This window comes from Streptomyces nymphaeiformis (assembly GCF_014203895.1).
GTDB classification, from domain to species: Bacteria; Actinomycetota; Actinomycetes; order Streptomycetales; family Streptomycetaceae; genus Streptomyces; species Streptomyces nymphaeiformis.
Genome location: NZ_JACHJY010000013.1, coordinates 34,622 through 53,648 on the forward strand (window position 1 = coordinate 34,622; position 19,027 = coordinate 53,648).

Sequence of the window (19,027 nt, forward strand, 5' to 3'; positions counted from 1 at the left end):
CGGCGGGTGGTTCGTCCCCCGTCCGCGCCACCCATGGGCGGGGGAGCGCGTTGGGGTTGCCGTGACGCCCGGTGCAGTGACGGTTCTGCATTCGGGACCTGCGGGTTCTGTGTCGACTCCCGATCTTGGTGGGTCGAGGGCGAGAGCGAAGATCTGGAGGGTGCGCGGTGCCGGAGATGTGGAATCGGGGCGAGGGACACGACGCCCGGTTCGTGGACTGCTTCCGGGACGGTGACGCCCTGGTCGGACGCGACGGGGAGCTCGCCGCGCTCCGGGCCGCCGTGTCGGGACACCGGCTGGTCACGGTGACGGGAGCGGCCGGGACGGGGAAGAGCCGGCTGGCCCAGGCCGCCGTCACGCCACCCGTCGACGGCCCCGGGCGGACGGTGGTGCGGGTCCGCTGGCACGACGGCATCCCCGTGGGACGCCGGGCGCTGACCGCGCGGGTGGCGAGGGAGTTGAGCGCCGCCGGACTGCCGTGGGACCCGGCGGGGCCGGACCCCGCCGGGACCTCGTACACCGAACCAGCCGACCCTGCGGGTACGGCCCCCTCAGAGCCCCCGCGCCCCGTCCCCGTCGGAGAGGTGCTGCTCCTCCTCGACGACGTCGACCCCGTGCACACGGAGTGCATCGGTCTGGTGCAGACGCTCCTGATGACCGAGCCTGCGGTACGGGTCCTGGTGACCGCGCGGCGGCCGCTCGGGCTCGGGGACGAGCAGGTGATCAGGCTGGGGCCCCTGCCCGTGGAGCCGGTGCCGGGCCAGGCGGGTGCGTCCCCCGCCGCGGAGCTGCTCGTGTCCCGCGCGCGGGAGCGCGGATGGAGCGAAGAAGCGGACCCGGCCGCCGTGGCCCGGGTCTGCCGTCTGCTCGAAGGCGTTCCCCTGGCGCTCGAACTCGCCGCGGGCCGCCTGGCGGAGTGGACGGTGGAGGAGCTGGTCGCCCACCTCGAAACCGGTCAGTGCCGGCTGTCCGATCCGGCCCCGCTCCTGCTGCGGCACCGCACGATGCGCGCCGCCGTCGGGGCCGTCCACGCGCTGTGCGAACCCGCGCAGCGCAAGGTCTGGCGCCGGCTCAGCGTCTTCGCCGGGCCCTTCACGGAGGCCGCCGCGGTCTTCGTGTGCCTGGGCTCCGACCTCGCACCGCACGACGTGCCGCCCGCCCTGACGATGCTGAGCGCCACGGGTGTGCTCCAGGCGCTCGGCGAGGCCGGTGCGGTGCGCCCGCCCCGCTACCGCATGGCCCGGGCCGCCCGCGACTTCGGTACGGAACGGCTCGCGGCGGCGGGCGAGCGCCCGGTGACGAGGGACCGGCACGCCGCCCACTTCCGCGGCGTCGCGGCCGTCGCCGAGACCCTGTGGAACACCGGCCTCCAGCGGCAGGCGCTCGAGACCGTCCAGGACGAACACGACGACCTGATGGCCCTCGTGCACCGCTCCGAGGAGGGGACCGGTCACGCCGAGACGGCCCTGGAGGCCATGCTGCACCTCTGGTTCTGGTGGGCGGTCCACGACCACGCCCGAGAGGGCAGCGACCGGCTGCGCGTACTCCTGCCCCGGCTGCCCGCCGACAGCCCGCTCCTCGCGCGCGGCCGATGGCTCGCGGCCTGGCTCAGCGCGGCATGGGACCCGCGCACCGCACACCACCTGCTGTCCCTCGCCTGGCCCGCGGCCGTGCTCTCCGGCGACGACGCCCTCCTCGGCCGCATCGCCCATGTGCACGGCACCCTGGCCTGGCAGCGACAGGCCCCCACCGCGGCCGCCCAGTACTACCGGCAGGCGGCGGACACCACCCCCAGCGGCGCACCCGGGGGCCCTTCGCCCGCGGTGAGCCTCGCCGCCCTGGCGGTGGTGCAGGCCCACCACGCCCCCGCGGCGGCGGCCCTCACCGCCCGCCGGGCGCTCGCACAGCCCGACTGCGCCAACGACGCGTGGGCCACGGCCCTCGCCCACTACGCCCGCGCCTTCGCCGACCACCGCGCCGGTCGCACCGGCCGCTCCCGGCACCGCGCCGGACGCGCCCTCGCGGACCTCGAAGCCCGGCTCGACGCCCCGAAGGCCCGCCGTGCCCTGCGCCTCCTCCTCGCCGCCCTCGATCTCGCCGCGACGGCCACCGGCGCACCGACCCCCCATCCGCGCCCCCACGTCCCCGTACCGCGCGACGGAGCGCAGACCCCGTCGGCGACGGCGAGCCTGGCCCAGCGGTGACGCGGGCGGCGCACGGTGCCGCCCCGCCATGACGGCGAGGGCCGCCGACCAGGGGGCGTACCCCGGGGCCGGCGGCCCCTTCCCGGTTCAGCTCGGCCTGGACGCGGCGTACGCCTCGATCGCGTCACGCTGGTACGCGGCGAGGCCGGGGGCGATCGCCTCGTACGCGGCGCGCCACTGCTCGTTGTCCACGCAGGAGCGCCCGATGGCCCGGTACTCCTCGACCGAGACGGCACGCAGCTCCGTCAGGGCCCGGTACCGGGCTTCCGTCTCGGCCCGTACGGGGGCGGCGTCGGCCGGCAGGCCGGCGGCCATCAGTTCGGCGAGCCGGACCATCGAGGCCGTACGCTCGCGCTGCCCGGCCTCGACGTCCCGCGCGGTCATCCCGGTGACCCGGCGGGCGACCGCCTCGGCGTGCTCCGGGAAGTCGCGCAGACTCTCCTCGTACAGAGCGGGCTCGACGCCCTCGAACAGGTTCTCCGGTCGGTTGATCGCGTTCATGGGTGTGCCGTCCTTCCTGGACTGCTCCAGATCGACGATCGTGCGGGAGACGGTGCCGGCCAGCGCGTCGAGCCGGTCCCGCTCGGCGAGCAGCCGCCGGTGGTGACCGCGCAGGGCCTCCACCTCGTCGACCTGCTCGGAGAGGATCCGCCCGATCTCGGGCAGACCCACGCCGAGGGCCCGCAGCACGAGGATCTGCTGCAGGCGCAGGAGCTGCCCCTCCCCGTAGTGGCGGTGGCCGCTGGCGGCGATCCGGGCCGGCGGCAGCAGGCCGATCTCGTCGTAGTGCCGCAGGGTCCGGGCGGTGACGCCCGACATCCGGGCGACCTCCGCGATCGGCCAGTCCATCTCCGCCTCCCGTACGAGTGCGTCGCAGGGCCGGTCTCTCCGGCCCTGGTCAGGACGGTAGAAGCTGCCGCAACGGCAGCTTCAACCCTCAGGACCGGACCGTCACCGGCCCGCTCCCGCGACGAGTTCCTCCGCTACGCGCGTGCGTGCGTACAGTACGTGCCGCCCCGCCCGGTGGGCCGAGACGAGACCGGCCGCGCGGAGGGCGCCGACGTGGCCGGGCGGGGAGCGGGCGGCGCGCTCGTACAGCTCCTCGGAGCACCGCGCGCCATGGTCTGCGCCGCGGCCGGCCACCTCGGCTCGGCGCTCCGACTGCTGCGGATGGGTCGCGTGCGCCGTGCGGACGGGGACGGCCGACGTCCTGGGCGTGAGCCTGCGCCAACGCCTGACCCCGGCCGACCTGCTCGGCCGTATGAACGCCACCTTCCGGTTCCTCCTCACCGGGTCGATGGCCGTCGCGGCCGCCGCGGCCTCCCGGCCGCGCACCTGTGCGGGAGGCCCGTAACCCCGCCGGAAAACAATCTCGCCGACGATGTCGAGAACCCGGGTCCTGCTCCGTCCCCGGTGTGAGAGCGACCAGAATGGCCGCACAAGGACCGAGGAGAACATCATGGCCAAGTACTTGATGCTGAAGCACTACCGTGGCGCCCCGTGCCCGGAGGGCTTCGTGCCCATGGACCAGTGGACGCCGGAGGAGATCTCGGCCCACGTGCAGTACATGCACGACTTCGCCGCCAAGCTGGAGAAGACCGGAGAGTTCGTCGACGCCCAGGGGCTCGCCCCCGAGGGGGTCTGGGTCCGCTACGACGGCGAGGGCCGCCCGCCGGTCACCGACGGCCCGTTCGCCGAGACCAAGGACCTCATCGCCGGCTGGATGGTGATCGACGTCGACAACTACGAGCGCGCCCTCGAGCTCGCCGGGGAGCTCTCGGCCGCCCCCGGGGCCGGCGGGAAGCCGATCCACGAGTGGCTCGAACTGCGCCCCTTCATGGCCGCGCCGCCCACCATCACGGAGTGACCGATCCCATGGACGAGGCCCTGCTCCGGAGCCTCACACCGAGCGTGCTGACCGTCCTCGTCCGCCGCGGAGCCGACTTCGCGGCGGCCGAGGACGCCGTCCAGGACGCGCTGGTGGAGGCCGTACGCGTCTGGCCCGACGACCCTCCCCGCGATGCGAAGGGCTGGCTGGTCACCGTGGCCTGGCGCAAGTTCCTCGACGCGACACGGGCGGACACCGCCCGGCGCCGGCGCGAGGACCTCGTCGAGGAGGAGCCCGCGCCCGGCCCCGCGCCGTCCGTGGACGACACGCTCCAGCTCTACTTCCTCTGCGCCCACCCGTCCCTCACGCCCTCGTCGGCGGTCGCGCTCACGCTGCGCGCCGTCGGCGGGCTGACCACCCGCCAGATCGCCCAGGCCTACCTGGTGCCCGAGGCGACCATGGCGCAGCGCATCAGCCGGGCCAAGCGCACGGTCTCGGGCACACGCCTCGACCGGCCCGGCGACGTCGCCACCGTGCTGCGCGTCCTCTACCTGGTCTTCAACGAGGGCTACTCCGGCGACCTCGACCTCGCGGCCGAGGCCATCCGGCTCACCCGGCAGCTCGCGGCCGTGAGCGACCACCCGGAGGTGGCGGGGCTCCTCGCCCTCATGCTGCTCCACCACGCCCGCCGCGCCGCCCGGATCGCGCCCGACGGCGGTCTGGTGCCGCTCGCCGAGCAGGACCGCGGCCGCTGGGACACCGGCGCGATCGCCGAGGGCGTCCGGATCCTTCAGGCGGCCCTCGCCCGCGACCGCCTCGGCGAGTTCCAGGCCCAGGCCGCCATCGCCGCGCTCCACGCCGACGCCCCCACGGCCGCGGAGACCGACTGGGTGCAGATCGTCGAGTGGTACGACGAGCTCGCCCGCCTCACCGACAGCCCCGTCGTCCGGCTCAACCGGGCGGTCGCGGTGGGCGAGGCCGACGGACCGCGCGCCGGCCTTGCGGCGCTCGCGGAGCTGGACGGGACGCTTCCGCGGTACGCGGCGGTGTCGGCGTACCTCCACGAACGCGCCGGCGATCTCAGGACGGCGGCGCGTCTGTACACGGAGGCGGCGGGGAAGGCGACCGACCTCCTGGAGCGCGACCACCTGACGCGACAGGCCGCCCGCCTCAACACCCGTCTGCACGCGGGCCTCGACGCCTGAACTCCGGCCGGCGACACGGATCGTGTCGCCGGCCCGTGTCGCCGACGGGACACCGTGCTGCGGACCGGCCCCGCCTCGCACGGATCTCCGGTGAACGTGCCCATTTCACGAAGGAGTTCGCGACGCGGCGTGTGCGACGTGGAGGCGATGCGGAGGGCTTATTCAGAAACCTTGTTGAATAACCCGTACCCCCGGTTCGCACTTGATTTGCTCCTGCCAATCCGCACAGGGTTCTCTCGAACGTTTGACGCCCCACACGTCAACACGAGGAGAGAACCTCTTTCATGGCAACTCACAAGCGATCCAAGCGCTTTCGCAATGCGTCCATAGCCGCGGGTGTCGCAGCCGCGGCCGTCACGGCGCTGCTCGCCGGCAACCTCGCCGGGGCGGCCACCCCGGCCGAGGGGACCGTGTACGGACTCGGCGCCCCCGGCGCCGTCGACGGCAGCTTCGTCGTCATCCTCGACGCATCCGCGAACAAGGCGGAGCTCGCGAAGAAGTACGGCGGCACCCTCCAGCGCTCGTACGGCTCCGAGGTCAACGGCTTCTCGGCATCGGGCCTGACGGTCCAGGAGGCCAAGCGGCTCGCCGCCGACCCCGCCGTCGGGACCGTCGTGCAGAACAAGCGCTTCACCATCAACGAGACGCAGGAGAAGCCCCCGTCCTGGGGTCTGGACCGGATCGACCAGACCGAGACGGCCGGCGACGACAAGTACACCTACCCCGACGGCGGGGGAGAGGGCGTCACCGCGTACGTCATCGACACCGGCGTCCGGATCACCCACCAGGACTTCGGCGGACGCGCCACCCACGGCTTCGACGCCGTGGACAAGGACGACTCGGCCGACGACGGCAACGGCCACGGCACCCACGTCGCGGGCACCATCGCGGGCACCGCCCACGGTGTCGCCAAGAAGGCGAAGATCGTCGCCGTCCGGGTGCTCGACGACAACGGCTCCGGCACCACCGAGCAGGTCGTCGCCGGCATCGACTGGGTGACGCAGCACCACTCCGGTCCCTCCGTCGCGAACATGAGCCTCGGCGGCGGCGCCGACGAGGCGCTCGACGCCGCGGTCAAGCGCGCCATCGACTCCGGTGTGACCTTCGCCGTCGCGGCCGGAAACGAGTCCTCGGACGCCGGCCAGGGCTCGCCCTCCCGGGTGCCCGAGGCCCTCACCGTCGCCTCCAGCACCAAGGACGACGAGCAGTCGGACTTCTCCAACTTCGGTGCGGTGGTGGACCTGTACGCCCCCGGCTCGGACATCACGTCGGACTGGAACGACAGCGACACCGGCACCAAGACGATCTCCGGTACGTCCATGGCCACGCCGCACGTGACGGGCGCCGCGGCCCTCTACCTGGCCGCCCACCCGTCGGCGACGCCCGCCGAGACGGCCGAGGCGCTGACCGGGGCGGCCACGCCGGACGCCATCAAGAACGCCACCTCCGGCACGGCGAACAAGCTGCTGAAGGTCACGCCGTAACCGAGTGGTGAGAAGCAGCAAGGATGGCCCCCACGGCGTGGGGGCCATCCCCTTGTCCGTACGCGCTGTTCGCGCGTACCGCCGACAAACACCGACTTCCCCCCTTTCGCCGGGAACCGGCCGTGGCCAGAATCTGTCCCTGTGGAGGAAGGCCGCCACGGCGCCGAGGGGGGACGCGGATGAGCGCATGGGTGGTCCCGGGATACACGGAGACCCGGGAACTGGGCGCGGGCGGCAGCGGACGCGTGACGCTGGCCACCCACGACGCCACCGGCATGCCGGTGGCCGTCAAGTACCTGAGTGAGCGGCTCCGTTCGGACGCGTCGTTCGTCCGCGGCTTCCGCTCCGAGGCCCGGCTCCTCGGTGCCCTCCACACGCCGCACGTCGTCGGCCTCTACGAGTACGTCGAGGCGCCGCAGGGGGCGGCCATCGTCATGGAGCTGGTGGACGGCGTCGCGCTGCGCGCCCTCCTCGCCCGGGAGGGCTCGACCGGCCCCGAGGCCGCCCTCGCGGTCCTCAAGGGCTCGCTCCTCGGCCTCGCCGCCGCACACCGGGCGGGCGTCGTCCACCGCGACTACAAGCCCGAGAACGTCCTCGTCGCCGCCGACGGGTCCTCCAAGCTGGTCGACTTCGGCATCGCGGCCGGACGCGACACCAGGGCCGGCATCGCCGGAACACCCGCCTACATGGCACCCGAGCAGTGGAACGGCGCCCCCGCCTCGCCCGCGGCGGACGTCTACGCGGCGACCGCGACCTTCTTCGAGTGCCTCACCGGACGCAAGCCCTTCGCGGGCGACAACTTCGCCGAACTCGCCCTCCAGCACCTGGAGGCACCCGTACCCGACGGACAGGCCCCGGAGCCGCTGCGCCCGCTCATCCGCCGCGGCCTCGCCAAGTCGCCGTACGAGCGGCCGGAGAACGCGGACGCGTTCGTCAGCGAACTGGAGTCGGTCGCCACCGCCGCGTACGGACCGGACTGGGAGGAGCGGGGACGCGGCCGGCTCGCGGCCCTGGCCGCACTCCTGCCACTGCTCTTCCCCTCCTCGGGAGGTACGGCCCAGGGCACGACCGCGCTCGCCACGACGACCCTGCCCGACCCGCCGCCACGCCTCTGGCGACGCCTCCCCCGGGGGCTGCCGGCGGCTGCGGCGTCGCTCGTCCTGGCGCTCCTCCTCGCTCTCGCGGCGCGGGCGGGGGGAGCGTCGACGACCGGGGACGAGGCCGCCCAGGCCGTGGCGACGACGAACACCTCACCGAGCGCCCGCCCACCGGACCCGAGTGCGACGCCGACGGCGACGGCGATGCCGACGACGGAGGAGCCCCAGGCCTCGACGGAGCCCCCGGAATCCGCACCGACGACCGAGTCGACGACCGGGCCGGCGACCACGTCACCACCGCCGCCCACGACCACGACGACGACCACGGAGCCACCCCCTCCGCCCACGACCCCGCCGACGACGCCGCCGACAACCGCACCGACGACGCCGCCGCCGGTCTCGGTCACGGCGGTCTCCGTCACGAGCCTGCGCCAGATCGGGCCGACGGACGCGGAGGCCACCGTCGAGATCACGACGGACGGACCGGGTCCGGTGACGCTGCTCGTCGAGTGGTTCACCGGCGACGAGAAGGGCGTTCCCGGCACACCCGACGGCTCGGAGACCTTCCGTCGCGAAGGGGCCGACACGTACACCCTCACGCTTCCGCACGTGGTCCGGGGCGCCGGCTGCTACTGGGGAGTGCGCGCGACCACGGACCCTCCCGCCGCGAACGGCGGCTCCCTGCAGCAGACCTTCATCCGACGGTGTGTGATCACGTGAACGACGACGACTACAGCGCCACCGAACTGGGCAGCCACTGGTTCCAGGGCCCGACACAGGACCCGACGCCCGACCGGGTGGAGGGCGAAGTCCTCCGCTTCGGCCCGGGGGTGACCGCAGCCGCCGCCCGACGAGCCGGGAACACCCCGACGGCGGCCCAGATCTGGCACGGCACCCCACCACCACGCCGCCGGCGACGGTCGCTCCGGTACGTGCCGGCGGCCCTGATCCTCCTCGTCGCCCTGGCCCTCCTGGCCTGGCGCGAGTACGGCCCCGGGGTCTCCGTGCGGGACGTCGCGGTCACGGCTCCCGAAGGCCCGCTGGGCTGCGACGGCACGGCGAACGTGCTGGGCGTCGTACGCACCGACGGCCGCAGGGGCACCCTCGCGTACCACTGGGAACGCAGCGACGGCACCCGCTCGGCGCCCCTGCGGGAGACCCTGGCCCGCGGCCAGAAGGAGGCACGACTGCACCTCCTGTGGACCTTCCAGGGGCGAGGAACCCACCACGCCGTGGCTCGCCTGGTGATCACGTCCCCCACCACCCACACGGCGGAGGGCACCTTCACGTACCGCTGCGACTGATCCCGAGAGGCCGACAGGGCAGACCCCGTTCCGTCGCTCCGCCCTCCCCGTCCGACTCCACCCGGTACAACCGAGCCCGCGGGGCCCGGCTGACGGCGTCCGTCAGCACTCCGTCCGTGAAGAGCGCCCCGACGCCGTCCTCCACCGCCCACCCGTCGGGAAGCGCACCGTCCGCCACGGCCGCCCGATAGGACGCGCGCCTCCCCGGCTCGCTGTCGTAGTGCGGACAGACCGAGCCGGTCAGCAGGCCGAGCCCGTCGGACAGATGCCTCAGCGGCCCGAACGAGTCGGTGTGCGAGCCGTCGGCCCAGCAGTTCGCGCCGGCGCTGATCCCGCACAGCAGCGTCCCGCGGTCGTAGGCCTCGCGCAGCAGCCGGTCCACGCCGTGCACCCGCCACACCGCGAGCAGGTTCGCGGTGTTGCCGCCGCCCACGTACACGACGTCCTGAGAGAGCAGGAAGGCCCGCAGGGCGTCGTCGTCGAGTTCGCGCCGGAACAGGGGAAGCACACTGGGCTCACCACCGCGCGGTCGGAACGCCGCGAGGAACTGCTCGGCATAGCCGGGGGCGTCACCACTGGCCGTGGGCACGAAGCAGACTCTGGGCCGAGCGGCCCGCACCTGACCGAGCACCCAGTCGTCGAGCAGCCCGTCGTCGTCGGTGGAGAAACCGCCTCCGAGAAGTGCCAACCGGCGCTCGGTGCGGGAATCCTGGCTCATTCGACGATCCGTTTCATCAGTGTCTCCGGCAGGGCCGGGTTCTCCGCGGCCGCGAGCGCGAGGGTTTCGTCGGGGCCGTGGAGCAACGACTCCAGGACCGTGACCGGGAGGGCCGGGTGGGTGGCCGCGTACCGCCGTACGTCCGGGTCCTCGGCCGCCAGGCAGCGCAGCAGGGTCTCCGCGCGGGAGGCAGGGTGGCGGGCGATGTCCCGCAGGACGCGACGGCCGGTGGTCGGGTGCGCCGCCACGCGGTGCAACACGGTGGCGGGGCAGCCCGGGTGGCGGGCCGCAGCGCTGAAGACCGGCGGGCCGTGGCGCTCCACGAGGTCGGCGAGCTGTTCGGGGGCGAGGTCCGGGCGGGCCGCGATCCGCCGGGCCACCCCGGGGTCCGGGTCGGCGGCGAGCCGCTCGACGAGGTCGCCCGGCAGCCGGGTCCGGTCGGCGACGAGTACCCTGACCTGCGCCACTCGACTGCCGGCGAGGGAGCGGAGCTCGGCTTCCGTGGCCGATTCGACCCGGGGCGCGGGCTCGTCGGGCAGCCGCTCGTGCGCGGCGACGGTGACGAGCAGGTCGAGCGGGACGGCCGGGTTCTCGGCGACGGCCCGGCGGACCTCCGGATCCGGGTCGGCGGCGAGCGTACGCAGCAGGGCTTCACGGACGGCGGGGTTGGCGGCGACCACGGCGCGGACGTCGGCGTCGGGGTGTTCGGCGAGCCGGTCGAGGAACCCGGGCGGGAGGTCGGTGCGGGCCGCGAACGTCCAGGCTTCGGGAGCGTCCAGGAAGGCGGCGAGTCCCGCCGGTGGCACGGCCGGATGTGCGGCCGCCGCCAGCCGGACGCGCCGCACGCCGGGTGCGTGGTCGGGGCAGGCGGCTTCGCGCCGGTGGCAGGCGCCGCAGCGCGTCGGTGCCGGCTGACCGCCGTCGGCGAGGAGCGCGGCGAGCAGCGCGGCGGGCGCGTTCTCGTTGCCGGCGACGGCCTCCCGTACGACGGTGCTGGGGTGACGGGCGAGTCCGGGGAGCAGCGCGGGCGGGAGGCACGGGTTCCCGGCGGCGCCCCGTACGACCCCGGGGTCCGCGTCGTGGGCGAGGGCGGCGAGCACCGCGGCGGGCGCGTCGGCCTCGTACGCGACCTCCTTCCGTACCCCCGGATCGGGATCGGCGGCAGCTTTCCACCAGGTGTCGAGGGGAGCCGTCCCGCCGATCACCGCGTCCAGTGCCCGTCCCGGATGGTCTTCGGGAACGGCGGACCACGGAACGAGACCGGTGCGCACCAGGTACCTCGTGACCGCCGGGTCGCCGACGCCGAGCAGCGCCCTGACCTGAGGGGCGGTCAGCTGTTCACGACCGGCCAGTGCGTACAGGACGTCCTCGTCGCCGTCCGCCACCAGCCGGGCGAACAGCTCGTCGGTGAGGGCCGGATTCCCGGCCAGCCCCAGCAGCGCGTCCCGCACCCGTTCCTCCTCGACGACCCGATCCACCCGGCCCTTCCACGGCCCGATGCAACAGCAGGAGTGACCGCCGGGTCCAGCTCATATCGCCGGGGTACGGGTGCCGGGGAGGTTCGTGTGGGACGGGAGGGAGCGTTCGGCGGTGAGGAGGATCGCCGCGCCCGTCAGGACCAGGAGGGCGAGGACCGTCCACAGGTGCCAGGGGCCCGTGTCGAGGAGGAAGCCCAGGAGCATGGGGGCGATGGTGCGGCAGACCGACCAGGAGAGCTGGTACACCGAGAGGTAGCGGCCCCGGAGGTGGTCGGGGGCGGCTTGGACGGACAGGCTCTGGGAGGGGGCGGAGTGGACGAGTTCGCCGGCGGTGTAGAGCACGGCGACCGCCAGGACGGCGACGAGGGCGTCCGCGCCGCGGGCCAGGTGGGGGAGGGCGGCGAAGGCGGCGAACGAGAGCGCGAAGGTGGCCGCGCCCAGGGCTGCCGTACGGGTGCGTCTGCCGCGTGAGGTGAGGCGGGCGGCGGGTACGCCGAGGAGGGCGACCAGGACGGTGTTGACCGCGAAGACGGCGCCGGCCAGGGCGTCGGGCATCTCGACGTCCCGGGTGAGGAAGACCGGCAGGGCCATGGCCTGGGTCGTGTAGCCGAAGGCGATGAGGAAGTTGGCCGTCGTGATGAGCAGGTACGGGCGGTCGGCGAGGACCTGCCGGTATCCGCCGCGCGTGTCCGCCCGCTTGGCGGCGCTGCGGACCTGGGGGATCCGGGCGACCAGGACGGCGGCGACGGCGAAGACCGCGGCCAGGGACTCGGCGGCGACGATGAAGCCGGTGGTGCCGTTCCACGCGAGCATGCCGGCCGCCGCCAGGCTGCCGCAGCCCATGCCGGCGTTGCGGAGGCTGCGGTCCCAGGCCAGCAGCCTGTCCCGCTCGGCGCCTTGGGCGAGGTCGCCTATGAGGGACTGCTGGCTCGGGGAGGACGCCCACATGCCCACGGCCACCACGAGGGCGATCGCCAGGAAGGCCGGGTAGGAGTCGGCGAACGGGTAGGCGGCGAAGCCGAGCGCGCGCAGGGCGAGCACGGCGATGAGCACGCGACGGCCGCCGAAGCGGTCGATGAGGATGCCCGCGGCGGGCATGAAGGCCAGTGCGCTGAGTCCCGCGATGGTGAGGCCCGCGCCGATCGACGTGAGCGACAGGCCCGTGAGCCCGTGGATGAACAGCATGGTCAGGGGTACGTAGATGCCGTCGCCGATCGACGTCGCGAGGCTTGAGGCGATCAGGCGGCGCCGGGCGGGGACGGCGCCGGGGGAGGTCGGGACCGCCGGCTGCGCGGCCTCGGAAACGCGGGTATCTTCCACGGAAGATAATTTATCATCCGTGGAAGATAGAGTGAAGAGATGGAGTCCGACGCCATCGCCGCCATCGTCGATCAATGGAAACGAGAGCGCCCCGATCTGGACGCGACGCCGATGCTCGTCATCGGCCGGCTCTTCCGGCTCACCCACGCGCTCGACCAGCAACTGCGCCCGCCCTTCGCAGCCGCCGGCCTCGGAAGCGGCGACTTCGACCTGCTCGCCGCACTCCGGCGCGCCGGCGAGCCGTACGCCCTGTCCGCGGGCGACCTCAGCCGCACCGCCCTCGTCACCACCGGCGCCATCACCAAGCGCGTCGACCGGCTCGAAGCCCGCGGCCTCGTCGCCAGGACCGTCGACGAGGCCGACTCCCGCGGACGCCTCATCACCCTCACCGCCGAAGGAGTCGCCCTGACCGACGAACTCATCGCCGTCCACCTCGACAACCAGCGCCGGCTCCTCGCCGGGCTCGGCACGGACGAACAGGCCCACCTCGCTGACCTGTTGGAGCGACTCGCCCTCACGCTGAGGGCGAGCGACGGCTGAGTCCCCCGCCGGCGCCCGTGCTCAGCGTGAGCGGGGTGTCGCGAGGCGGCGGATCAGGTCCGCCTCCGAGCGTTCGACGGCCGGGTCGTGCCAGAAGGCCACGGGTACGCCCCGGATGCGGCGGCCCCGCGGGTCGAGGATCTGGCCGGCCAGCTTGAGGGGCCAGAGCGTCACGGCCCGGTCGGTGACGGTGAGTTCGGGGAAGCGCGCGTACAGCCGGGCCTCGAAGGACGGCAGGTCCTCCACCGAGCGCAGCCAGACCGTCAGCAGCAGGTTGTGCGGGCCGGAGAGCGAGGCGCAGAGGCGCGTCTCGCGCTGCGAGATGAGCTGCGCGGTGATCCGGGCCGTCGCGTCGGGCGGCGTGACGCCCCAGAAGGTGACCGCGACCGGCCAGCCGGACAGGTAACGGGCCACCTCGCAGCGGTAGACGAGGGCGTCCGCGCGGTGGAAGCGGTCGAGCCGCCGCCGTACCGTGCTCGCACTGGCCCCGCTGCTCCGGGCGAGCGCCGCGACCGACTGCCGGCAGTCCTGCGCGAGCAGGTCGAGCAGCTGGAGGTCCAGGTCGTCGGCGGAGGGCAGGCCCCGGCCGATACCGGCGCCGCCACCGGAGGACAGGCCCCGGCCGCTGCTGCCGCCTCCGGAGGACAGGCCCCGGCCTCTGCTGCCGCCTCCGGAGGACGTACCCCGACCGCCGCCGGCGCCGCCGCCCGACGCGTCCCGCGCCAGGTCCTCCCGGCTCCCCGGCGCGAGCCGGTCGAGCCGCCACCGGCTGCCGACGGCGTGCACGGTCGAGGCGATCTGCGAGCGGGTCGCGGCGACACCGGGAAGGGCCTCGAGCCGGAGGCCCACATAGCGGGCCAGCGCCACCTGGTCGGGGAACGCCGCCGTCAGGACCAGGTCCCGGGAGCCGGTGACGTGGTCGATGGTGATCAGATGCGGGTCGTCCACGATGGCGGCGGCCACCTCGTGCAGGCTCCCGGAGACACAGTCGACCTCGATGACGGCCACGGTCGGCGGAGTGGGGCCGATCCCCGCCGGATGGCAGCTCATCCAGGCGTGACCGGCCTCGGTCAGCCGCTTCCAGCGGCGCGCCACCGTCGACGCGTCCACGCCGACGGCCGCGCCGATCCGCTCCCACCGGGCCCTCGGCGAGGTCTGCAGCGCGGTGATCAGCAGGTGGTCGAGCTCGTCGAGAACGTCGGAGGCGGTGGCCGATTCCAGCAGCGGAATGCTCATGAACGGTGGTTTCCTGCGGATGATCTCTGTCATTGAGGCGGATGGCCACGATACCCCCCATGGATCTGCTGCACGACGCACACGCCCTGGCCCCCGTCCTGACCGCACTGCGCCACTCCCTGCACCGGGAACCGGAACTGGGCCTCGACCTCCCCCTCACCCAGGCGAAGGTGATCGCCGCGCTCGACGGGCTGGGCCTGGAGATCACCCCGGGCCGGGCCCTCAGCTCCGTCACGGCCGTCCTGCGCGGCGGAAGCCCCGGACCGGCACTTCCGCGCGGCGGACACCCCGGACAGGCGGCTCCCCGCGGCGGACCCACCCGACCGGCGGTCCTGCTCCGCGGCGACATGGACGCCCTCCCCGTCCAGGAGGACACCGGCGTCCCGTACGCCTCCGTCGTCGACGGTCGGATGCACGCCTGCGGACACGACCTGCACACCGCCGGCCTCGTCGGAGCCGCGCACCTCCTCGCGGCCCGCCGCGAACAGCTCGCCGGAGACGTCGTGTTCATGTTCCAGCCGGGCGAGGAGGGCCAGGGCGGCGCGAAGATCATGATCGACGAGGGAGTGCTCGACGCCGCCGGAGAGCGGGTCGTCGCCGCGTACGCCCTGCACGTCGTCTCCCGGGGCGCCCCGACCGGCTACGCCGCCACCCGGCCGGGACCCATGCTCGCGGCCTCCGACACGGTCCACGTCACCGTCCGCGGCGAGGGCGGCCACGGCTCGTCCCCGCACGCCGCCGTCGACCCCGTGCCCGCGCTGTGCGCGATGGTCACCGCCCTGCAGACCCTGGTCACGCGCGAGATCGACATCTTCGACCCGGCCGTCGTCACCGTCGGCCGCCTGGAGGCCGGCACCGCGCCCAACGTCATCCCCGAGTCGGGCCGCTTCTCCGCCACCGTCCGGACCTTCTCCGACGCCTCGCGCGCCACCGTCCGCGCCGCGTTCGAACGGACCGTGCACGGCCTCGCCGCCGCCCACGGCGTCCGCGCGGACATCGACTACGTCCACCAGTACCCGCCGACCGTCAACCACGACGGCGAGGCCGCGTTCGCCCTCGACACCGCCCGGGACGTCCTCGGCGAGGACCGGGTCCTCCCCGCGCCCACGCCGATGGCCGGCTCGGAGGACTTCTCCTTCGTCCTGCGCGAGGTGCCCGGCGCGTTCCTCGGGCTCGGCGCCTGCCCCGTCGGCACCGACCCCGCGACCGCCCCGATGAACCACTCGCCGCAGGCCGTCTACGACGACGGCGCACTGCCCCACGCCGCGGCCCTCCTGGCAGGGCTCGCCCTCCGCCGCCTCGCCCTCACCGCGCAGGAGTGACCATGACCCCCACCACGACACCGAGAGGGCCGGTCACGGAGCGGCCCGCGCCCGCCGTCACCGCGGTCGTCGGTCTGCTCGTCCTCTTCGAGCTCACCAGCGGATTCGTCCAGGCCGGCATCGCCCCGCTCCTGCCCGACCTCGCCGCACACCTGGGCGTCGACGCCGTCGACACCAACTGGATCGTCTCCGTCCAACTCCTCGCGGCCGCCGTGTGCGTGCCGCTCTTCGGACGCCTCGGCGACCTCCACGGCCACCGCCGCATGCTCCGGATCGCGCTCGCCCTCACCGCCACCGGCACCCTGCTCGTGGCGCTCGCGGACACCTACCAGCTCGTCCTCGCCGGGCGGCTCCTCCAAGGGCCGCTCGCCGCGCTGCTGCCCCTGGAGATCGCGCTCGTACGGGACCGGCTCCCCGTCGCCGGAGCGCGCCGGGCCATCGCCCTCCTCGTCGGCTCGCTGGCCCTCGGCTCCCTCGTGGGCGGCGTGGCGATGGGACTGCTCCACTCCGCCGCGGGCGACCTGCGCCAGGTCCTCCTCGTACCCGCGGTGCTCGCCCTGATCTGCGTACCGGTCTCCTTCGTCGCCGTGCCCGAGTCCACCCGCCGGGCGAGCGGCCGCGTCGACTGGCCCGGGGTGACGCTGCTCAGCACGGCCGTACTCGCCCTGCTCGGCGGTGTCGGCGCCGCGAAGAACGGAGCCCTGAGCAGCCTCGCGGTCCTCGGCCCGGTCCTCCTCGGCGCCGTCCTGCTGACGGCCTGGGCCCTCGTGGAACTGCGCGCCGCGGAACCGCTGGTGGACCTCAGGGCCCTCGCCGGCCGCGACGCGGCCCCCTTCTACCTGGGCGCGTTCCTCTTCGGCATCTTCTACTTCGGCAGCCAGGCCCCCAACGCCACCTTCTTCGCCGCCGATCCGGCGGCCACCGGGTACGGATTCGGGATGTCCGCCCTGGCGATCTCGCTCGTCTCGCTGCCCGGCTACCTCACCGCCGTCCTCGGCTCCTTCGCCACCGCGGCCGTCGCGCGGCGCCTCGGCTACCGCCCCACCCTGGTCACGGCGTTCCTCCTGGTGGCGGCGGCGTTCCTCCAGTACGCCGTGTTCCACGAGGAGGTGTGGCACATGGCGGCGGGGTCCTCCCTCCTCGGCCTCGGCATCGGTCTGGCGCTCGGCGCCATGCCGACCGTGATCGTCGAGGCCTCGGACCTGTCCCGTACCGGCATCGCGGCCGCCCTCTACAACAACATCAAGACCCTCGGAGGCGCGGTCGCCGGAGGTGTCTTCGCCTCGCTCCTGGGCGCGTTCACCTCCCCGGCGACCGGGCATCCCGGCGAGAACGGCTACCGCGCCGTCTGGCTCGCCGGAGCCCTCTGCGCGCTGCTCGCCGCAGGCCTGAGCGCACTGGCCCGCCGCCGCGAGGCACCGGAGCCCCCTCAGCCGGCCGGAGCGTCCGCGATGCGGTAACCCACCCCCGTCGTCGTCGTGATGACCGGCGGGCCGCCCAGCTTCCTGCGCAGCCGCCCGACGGTGACGGTCACCGTGTTCGTGAACGGATCGGCGTTCTCGTCCCACACCTGCTCCAGGAGGTCCTCGGCGCTCAGGAACCCCGGACTGGACCGCAGGAGCACCTCCAGGACGGCGAACTCCTTGACGGACAGGGCGAGCGGGCGGCCGTCCCGGAGGGCGGTGCGGCGCACCGGGTCGAGTTCGACACCGGCGGCGCGCAGCGTACGGGCGCGGGCGGCCGGCCTGCGGCGGGCCAGGGACCGGACGCGCAGCACCAGTTCGGGGAAGTGGAAGGGCTTGGCGAGGTAGTCGTCGGCCCCGAGCGTGAGACCGCTGACCCGGTCGCCGGGCGCCCCGGCGGCGGTCAGCATCAGCACCATCGGACGGTCGTCCCGCCCGGTGATCATCTGGCAGAGCGCGTCACCGTGGATGCCGGGCAGATCCCGGTCGAGAACCACCACGTCGTACGCGTTCACGTCGAGCTTGGCCGCGGCCGCCAGACCGTCGTACGCGAGGTCGACGGCCATCCCCTGGTCCCGCAGCCCCTCCGCGACGACCTCGGCGAGCGACCGCGCGTCCTCCACGACCAGAATCCTCACGCCGTCGCCTCCACCGTCACCGTGCCGTGCTCCGGGGCCGCGGACGGCAGCGTCACCGTGACGCGCAGGCCGCCCTCCGGACGGGCCAGGAGTACGAGGCGGCCGCCGTGCGCGCCGACGATCGCGGCCACGATCGACAGGCCCAGGCCCGAACTCGCCTCCGATCCGGTACGGGCGGCGCCGAGCCGCTCGAACGGCCTTCCCAGCCGGTCGACTTCGTCCTGGTCCAGTACGTGCCCGCCGGTCTCGACGACCAGCCGTGCCCCGGCGCCGCCGTCCCCGTCCGTGGTGACCCGGATCCAGCCGTTCTCCTCGTTGTGCGCGATCGCGTTGTCGACGAGGTTCTGCACCATCCGGGACAGCAGCGCCGCGCTGCCGCGCGTCCGGACCGTCGGCCGTACCTCGGCGTGGACCGCGAGGCCCTTCGCGGAGATGTCGGGGGCGCGGGCGTCCAGTGCCTCCCGCGCGAGCCCGTCCAGCGCCACGAGGGTCCGGTCGGCGAAGGCGCCGTGCTCGGCCCGGGCGAGGAGGAGGAAGCCGTCGAGCAGGTGGTCCACGCGGTCGAGTTCGGTCCGGATGCGGCCGGCGAGAGCGAGGGTCTGCGCGGCGGGGTCGGGTTTGGCCGCGGCCACGTCCAGTGAGGCCCGCATCGTCGCCAGCGGTGTACGCAGCTCGTGCGAGGCGTTGCCGACGAAGCGGCGCTGCGCGACGAACGAGGCCTCCAGACGTTCGAGGAGGCCGTCGACGGTGTCGGCGAGCTCCTTCACCTCGTCGGCCGGCCCGGTCACGGCCAGCCGCTCGTGCAGGTTCTCCGCGGAGATCCGCCGCGTCGCCGCCGTGATGAGCCGGAGCGGGCGCAGGACCCGTCCGGCCAGGAGGCGGCCGAGTACGAGCGAGAGTCCCGCCATCACCACCAGGGCGACGAGCGAGGCGAGGACCCACCGGTGCTCCTGCCGCCCGTGCACGTCCGCGAGCTGCGCCTGCAGATCGCGGATCTGCTCCTGCGCGGTCCGGGGTTCGGCGGACGGGTCCGCGGGTGCGGAGAGCCGGACACCGGACATCAGGTACGTCAGGGCGAGCAGCGCGATCCCGGACCCGAGGAACCCCGCGGCGTACAAGAGGGTGAAGCGCCGTCCGACCGTTCCGCCCCGCAGCATGCCCGCGCTCCTCTTCCCGTGTCCGCCCGGCCG

16 protein-coding genes and 1 pseudogene are annotated in these 19,027 nt (G+C 74.2%); 10 read left to right on the forward strand and 7 right to left on the reverse strand.

Features of this window, described 5'->3' with window-relative positions:
• Positions 1-176: 176 nt before the first annotated feature.
• Complete coding sequence (locus tag GGE06_RS36300) at positions 177-2,204, forward strand: ATP-binding protein (protein WP_246532969.1); 2,028 nt, start codon at positions 177-179, stop codon at positions 2,202-2,204.
• An 87-nt stretch (positions 2,205-2,291) separates the two neighbouring features.
• On the opposite strand, the gene GGE06_RS36305 is transcribed toward GGE06_RS36300, so the two are convergent.
• Positions 2,292-3,053: a MerR family transcriptional regulator gene (locus tag GGE06_RS36305; RefSeq protein WP_116163325.1), complete on the reverse strand. Its 762-nt coding sequence runs from the start codon at positions 3,051-3,053 to the stop codon at positions 2,292-2,294.
• Positions 3,054-3,390: 337 nt separating this feature from the next.
• Here GGE06_RS36305 and GGE06_RS36310 point away from each other — a divergent pair.
• The 6 genes and pseudogenes from GGE06_RS36310 to GGE06_RS36335 all read left to right on the forward strand — a co-directional run.
• Positions 3,391-3,519, forward strand: a pseudogene (locus GGE06_RS36310) (MFS transporter); the annotation flags it as partial.
• Between the two features lie 144 nt (positions 3,520-3,663).
• Positions 3,664-4,071 (forward strand): YciI family protein, encoded by a 408-nt coding sequence (locus tag GGE06_RS36315; RefSeq protein WP_116163327.1) that lies wholly within the window; start codon positions 3,664-3,666, stop codon positions 4,069-4,071.
• Positions 4,072-4,079: 8 nt separating this feature from the next.
• Positions 4,080-5,237 (forward strand): RNA polymerase sigma factor, encoded by a 1,158-nt coding sequence (locus tag GGE06_RS36320; RefSeq protein WP_116163329.1) that lies wholly within the window; start codon positions 4,080-4,082, stop codon positions 5,235-5,237.
• A gap of 284 nt (positions 5,238-5,521) precedes the next feature.
• Positions 5,522-6,721 (forward strand): S8 family peptidase, encoded by a 1,200-nt coding sequence (locus tag GGE06_RS36325; protein WP_116163331.1) that lies wholly within the window; start codon positions 5,522-5,524, stop codon positions 6,719-6,721.
• Positions 6,722-6,900: 179 nt separating this feature from the next.
• A complete protein-coding gene (locus GGE06_RS36330) occupies positions 6,901-8,538 on the forward strand; it encodes a serine/threonine-protein kinase (protein WP_184932785.1) in 1,638 nt (545 codons plus the stop codon).
• Positions 8,535-9,122 carry a hypothetical protein gene (locus tag GGE06_RS36335; protein ID WP_221518926.1) on the forward strand — a complete coding sequence of 196 codons (588 nt, stop codon included), beginning with the start codon at positions 8,535-8,537 and terminating at the stop codon, positions 9,120-9,122. The genes GGE06_RS36330 and GGE06_RS36335 overlap by 4 nt, the downstream gene beginning before the upstream one ends.
• On the opposite strand, the gene GGE06_RS36340 is transcribed toward GGE06_RS36335, so the two are convergent.
• Genes GGE06_RS36340 through GGE06_RS36350 form a run of 3 tightly spaced genes read right to left on the reverse strand, consistent with a single transcriptional unit; the run spans position 9,103 to position 12,638 of the window.
• Positions 9,103-9,840 carry a Type 1 glutamine amidotransferase-like domain-containing protein gene (locus tag GGE06_RS36340; RefSeq protein WP_184932787.1) on the reverse strand — a complete coding sequence of 246 codons (738 nt, stop codon included), beginning with the start codon at positions 9,838-9,840 and terminating at the stop codon, positions 9,103-9,105. The two genes, GGE06_RS36335 and GGE06_RS36340, sit on opposite strands and share 20 nt — an antisense overlap.
• On the reverse strand, positions 9,837-11,318 hold the full coding sequence (locus tag GGE06_RS36345; RefSeq protein ID WP_116163339.1) for a hypothetical protein: 1,482 nt from the start codon (positions 11,316-11,318) through the stop codon (positions 9,837-9,839). The genes GGE06_RS36340 and GGE06_RS36345 overlap by 4 nt, the downstream gene beginning before the upstream one ends.
• A gap of 51 nt (positions 11,319-11,369) precedes the next feature.
• Positions 11,370-12,638: an MFS transporter gene (locus GGE06_RS36350; RefSeq protein ID WP_184932788.1), complete on the reverse strand. Its 1,269-nt coding sequence runs from the start codon at positions 12,636-12,638 to the stop codon at positions 11,370-11,372.
• A gap of 39 nt (positions 12,639-12,677) precedes the next feature.
• Between GGE06_RS36350 and GGE06_RS36355 the strand changes: the two genes are divergently transcribed.
• Positions 12,678-13,178, forward strand: a complete 501-nt coding sequence (locus tag GGE06_RS36355; protein WP_116163344.1) for a MarR family winged helix-turn-helix transcriptional regulator — start codon at positions 12,678-12,680, stop codon at positions 13,176-13,178.
• A 21-nt stretch (positions 13,179-13,199) separates the two neighbouring features.
• Here GGE06_RS36355 and GGE06_RS43575 read toward each other — a convergent pair whose 3' ends face one another.
• On the reverse strand, positions 13,200-14,414 hold the full coding sequence (locus GGE06_RS43575; RefSeq protein ID WP_281402404.1) for an Lrp/AsnC family transcriptional regulator: 1,215 nt from the start codon (positions 14,412-14,414) through the stop codon (positions 13,200-13,202).
• A 59-nt stretch (positions 14,415-14,473) separates the two neighbouring features.
• Here GGE06_RS43575 and GGE06_RS36365 point away from each other — a divergent pair, with 59 nt between their 5' ends.
• Positions 14,474-15,736 (forward strand): M20 metallopeptidase family protein, encoded by a 1,263-nt coding sequence (locus GGE06_RS36365; protein ID WP_184932789.1) that lies wholly within the window; start codon positions 14,474-14,476, stop codon positions 15,734-15,736.
• Between the two features lie 2 nt (positions 15,737-15,738).
• A complete protein-coding gene (locus tag GGE06_RS36370) occupies positions 15,739-17,196 on the forward strand; it encodes an MFS transporter (protein ID WP_116163352.1) in 1,458 nt (485 codons plus the stop codon).
• Here GGE06_RS36370 and GGE06_RS36375 read toward each other — a convergent pair.
• Positions 17,166-17,837 (reverse strand): response regulator transcription factor, encoded by a 672-nt coding sequence (locus GGE06_RS36375; protein WP_184932790.1) that lies wholly within the window; start codon positions 17,835-17,837, stop codon positions 17,166-17,168. The two genes, GGE06_RS36370 and GGE06_RS36375, sit on opposite strands and share 31 nt — an antisense overlap.
• Entirely contained in the window at positions 17,834-18,994 is a 1,161-nt protein-coding gene (locus GGE06_RS36380; RefSeq protein ID WP_184932791.1) for a sensor histidine kinase, read from the reverse strand. Before GGE06_RS36380 ends, GGE06_RS36375 begins: the two co-directional genes overlap by 4 nt.
• Between the last annotated feature and the right edge of the window lie 33 nt (positions 18,995-19,027).

What these genes read in the sequence shown, in the direction of transcription:
- GGE06_RS36320 (WP_116163329.1), top strand. Translation starts at nt 4,080, where the DNA reads ATGGACGAGGCCCTGCTCCGGAGCCTCACACCGAGCGTGCTGACCGTC.
- GGE06_RS36355 (WP_116163344.1), top strand. Translation starts at nt 12,678, where the DNA reads ATGGAGTCCGACGCCATCGCCGCCATCGTCGATCAATGGAAACGAGAG.
- GGE06_RS36380 (WP_184932791.1), bottom strand. Translation starts at nt 18,994, where the DNA reads ATGCTGCGGGGCGGAACGGTCGGACGGCGCTTCACCCTCTTGTACGCC.
- GGE06_RS36305 (WP_116163325.1), bottom strand. Translation starts at nt 3,053, where the DNA reads ATGGACTGGCCGATCGCGGAGGTCGCCCGGATGTCGGGCGTCACCGCC.
- GGE06_RS36365 (WP_184932789.1), top strand. Translation starts at nt 14,474, where the DNA reads ATGGATCTGCTGCACGACGCACACGCCCTGGCCCCCGTCCTGACCGCA.
- GGE06_RS36330 (WP_184932785.1), top strand. Translation starts at nt 6,901, where the DNA reads ATGAGCGCATGGGTGGTCCCGGGATACACGGAGACCCGGGAACTGGGC.
- GGE06_RS36340 (WP_184932787.1), bottom strand. Translation starts at nt 9,840, where the DNA reads ATGAGCCAGGATTCCCGCACCGAGCGCCGGTTGGCACTTCTCGGAGGC.
- GGE06_RS36325 (WP_116163331.1), top strand. Translation starts at nt 5,522, where the DNA reads ATGGCAACTCACAAGCGATCCAAGCGCTTTCGCAATGCGTCCATAGCC.
- GGE06_RS36300 (WP_246532969.1), top strand. Translation starts at nt 177, where the DNA reads ATGTGGAATCGGGGCGAGGGACACGACGCCCGGTTCGTGGACTGCTTC.
- GGE06_RS43575 (WP_281402404.1), bottom strand. Translation starts at nt 14,414, where the DNA reads ATGAGCATTCCGCTGCTGGAATCGGCCACCGCCTCCGACGTTCTCGAC.
- GGE06_RS36315 (WP_116163327.1), top strand. Translation starts at nt 3,664, where the DNA reads ATGGCCAAGTACTTGATGCTGAAGCACTACCGTGGCGCCCCGTGCCCG.
- GGE06_RS36370 (WP_116163352.1), top strand. Translation starts at nt 15,739, where the DNA reads ATGACCCCCACCACGACACCGAGAGGGCCGGTCACGGAGCGGCCCGCG.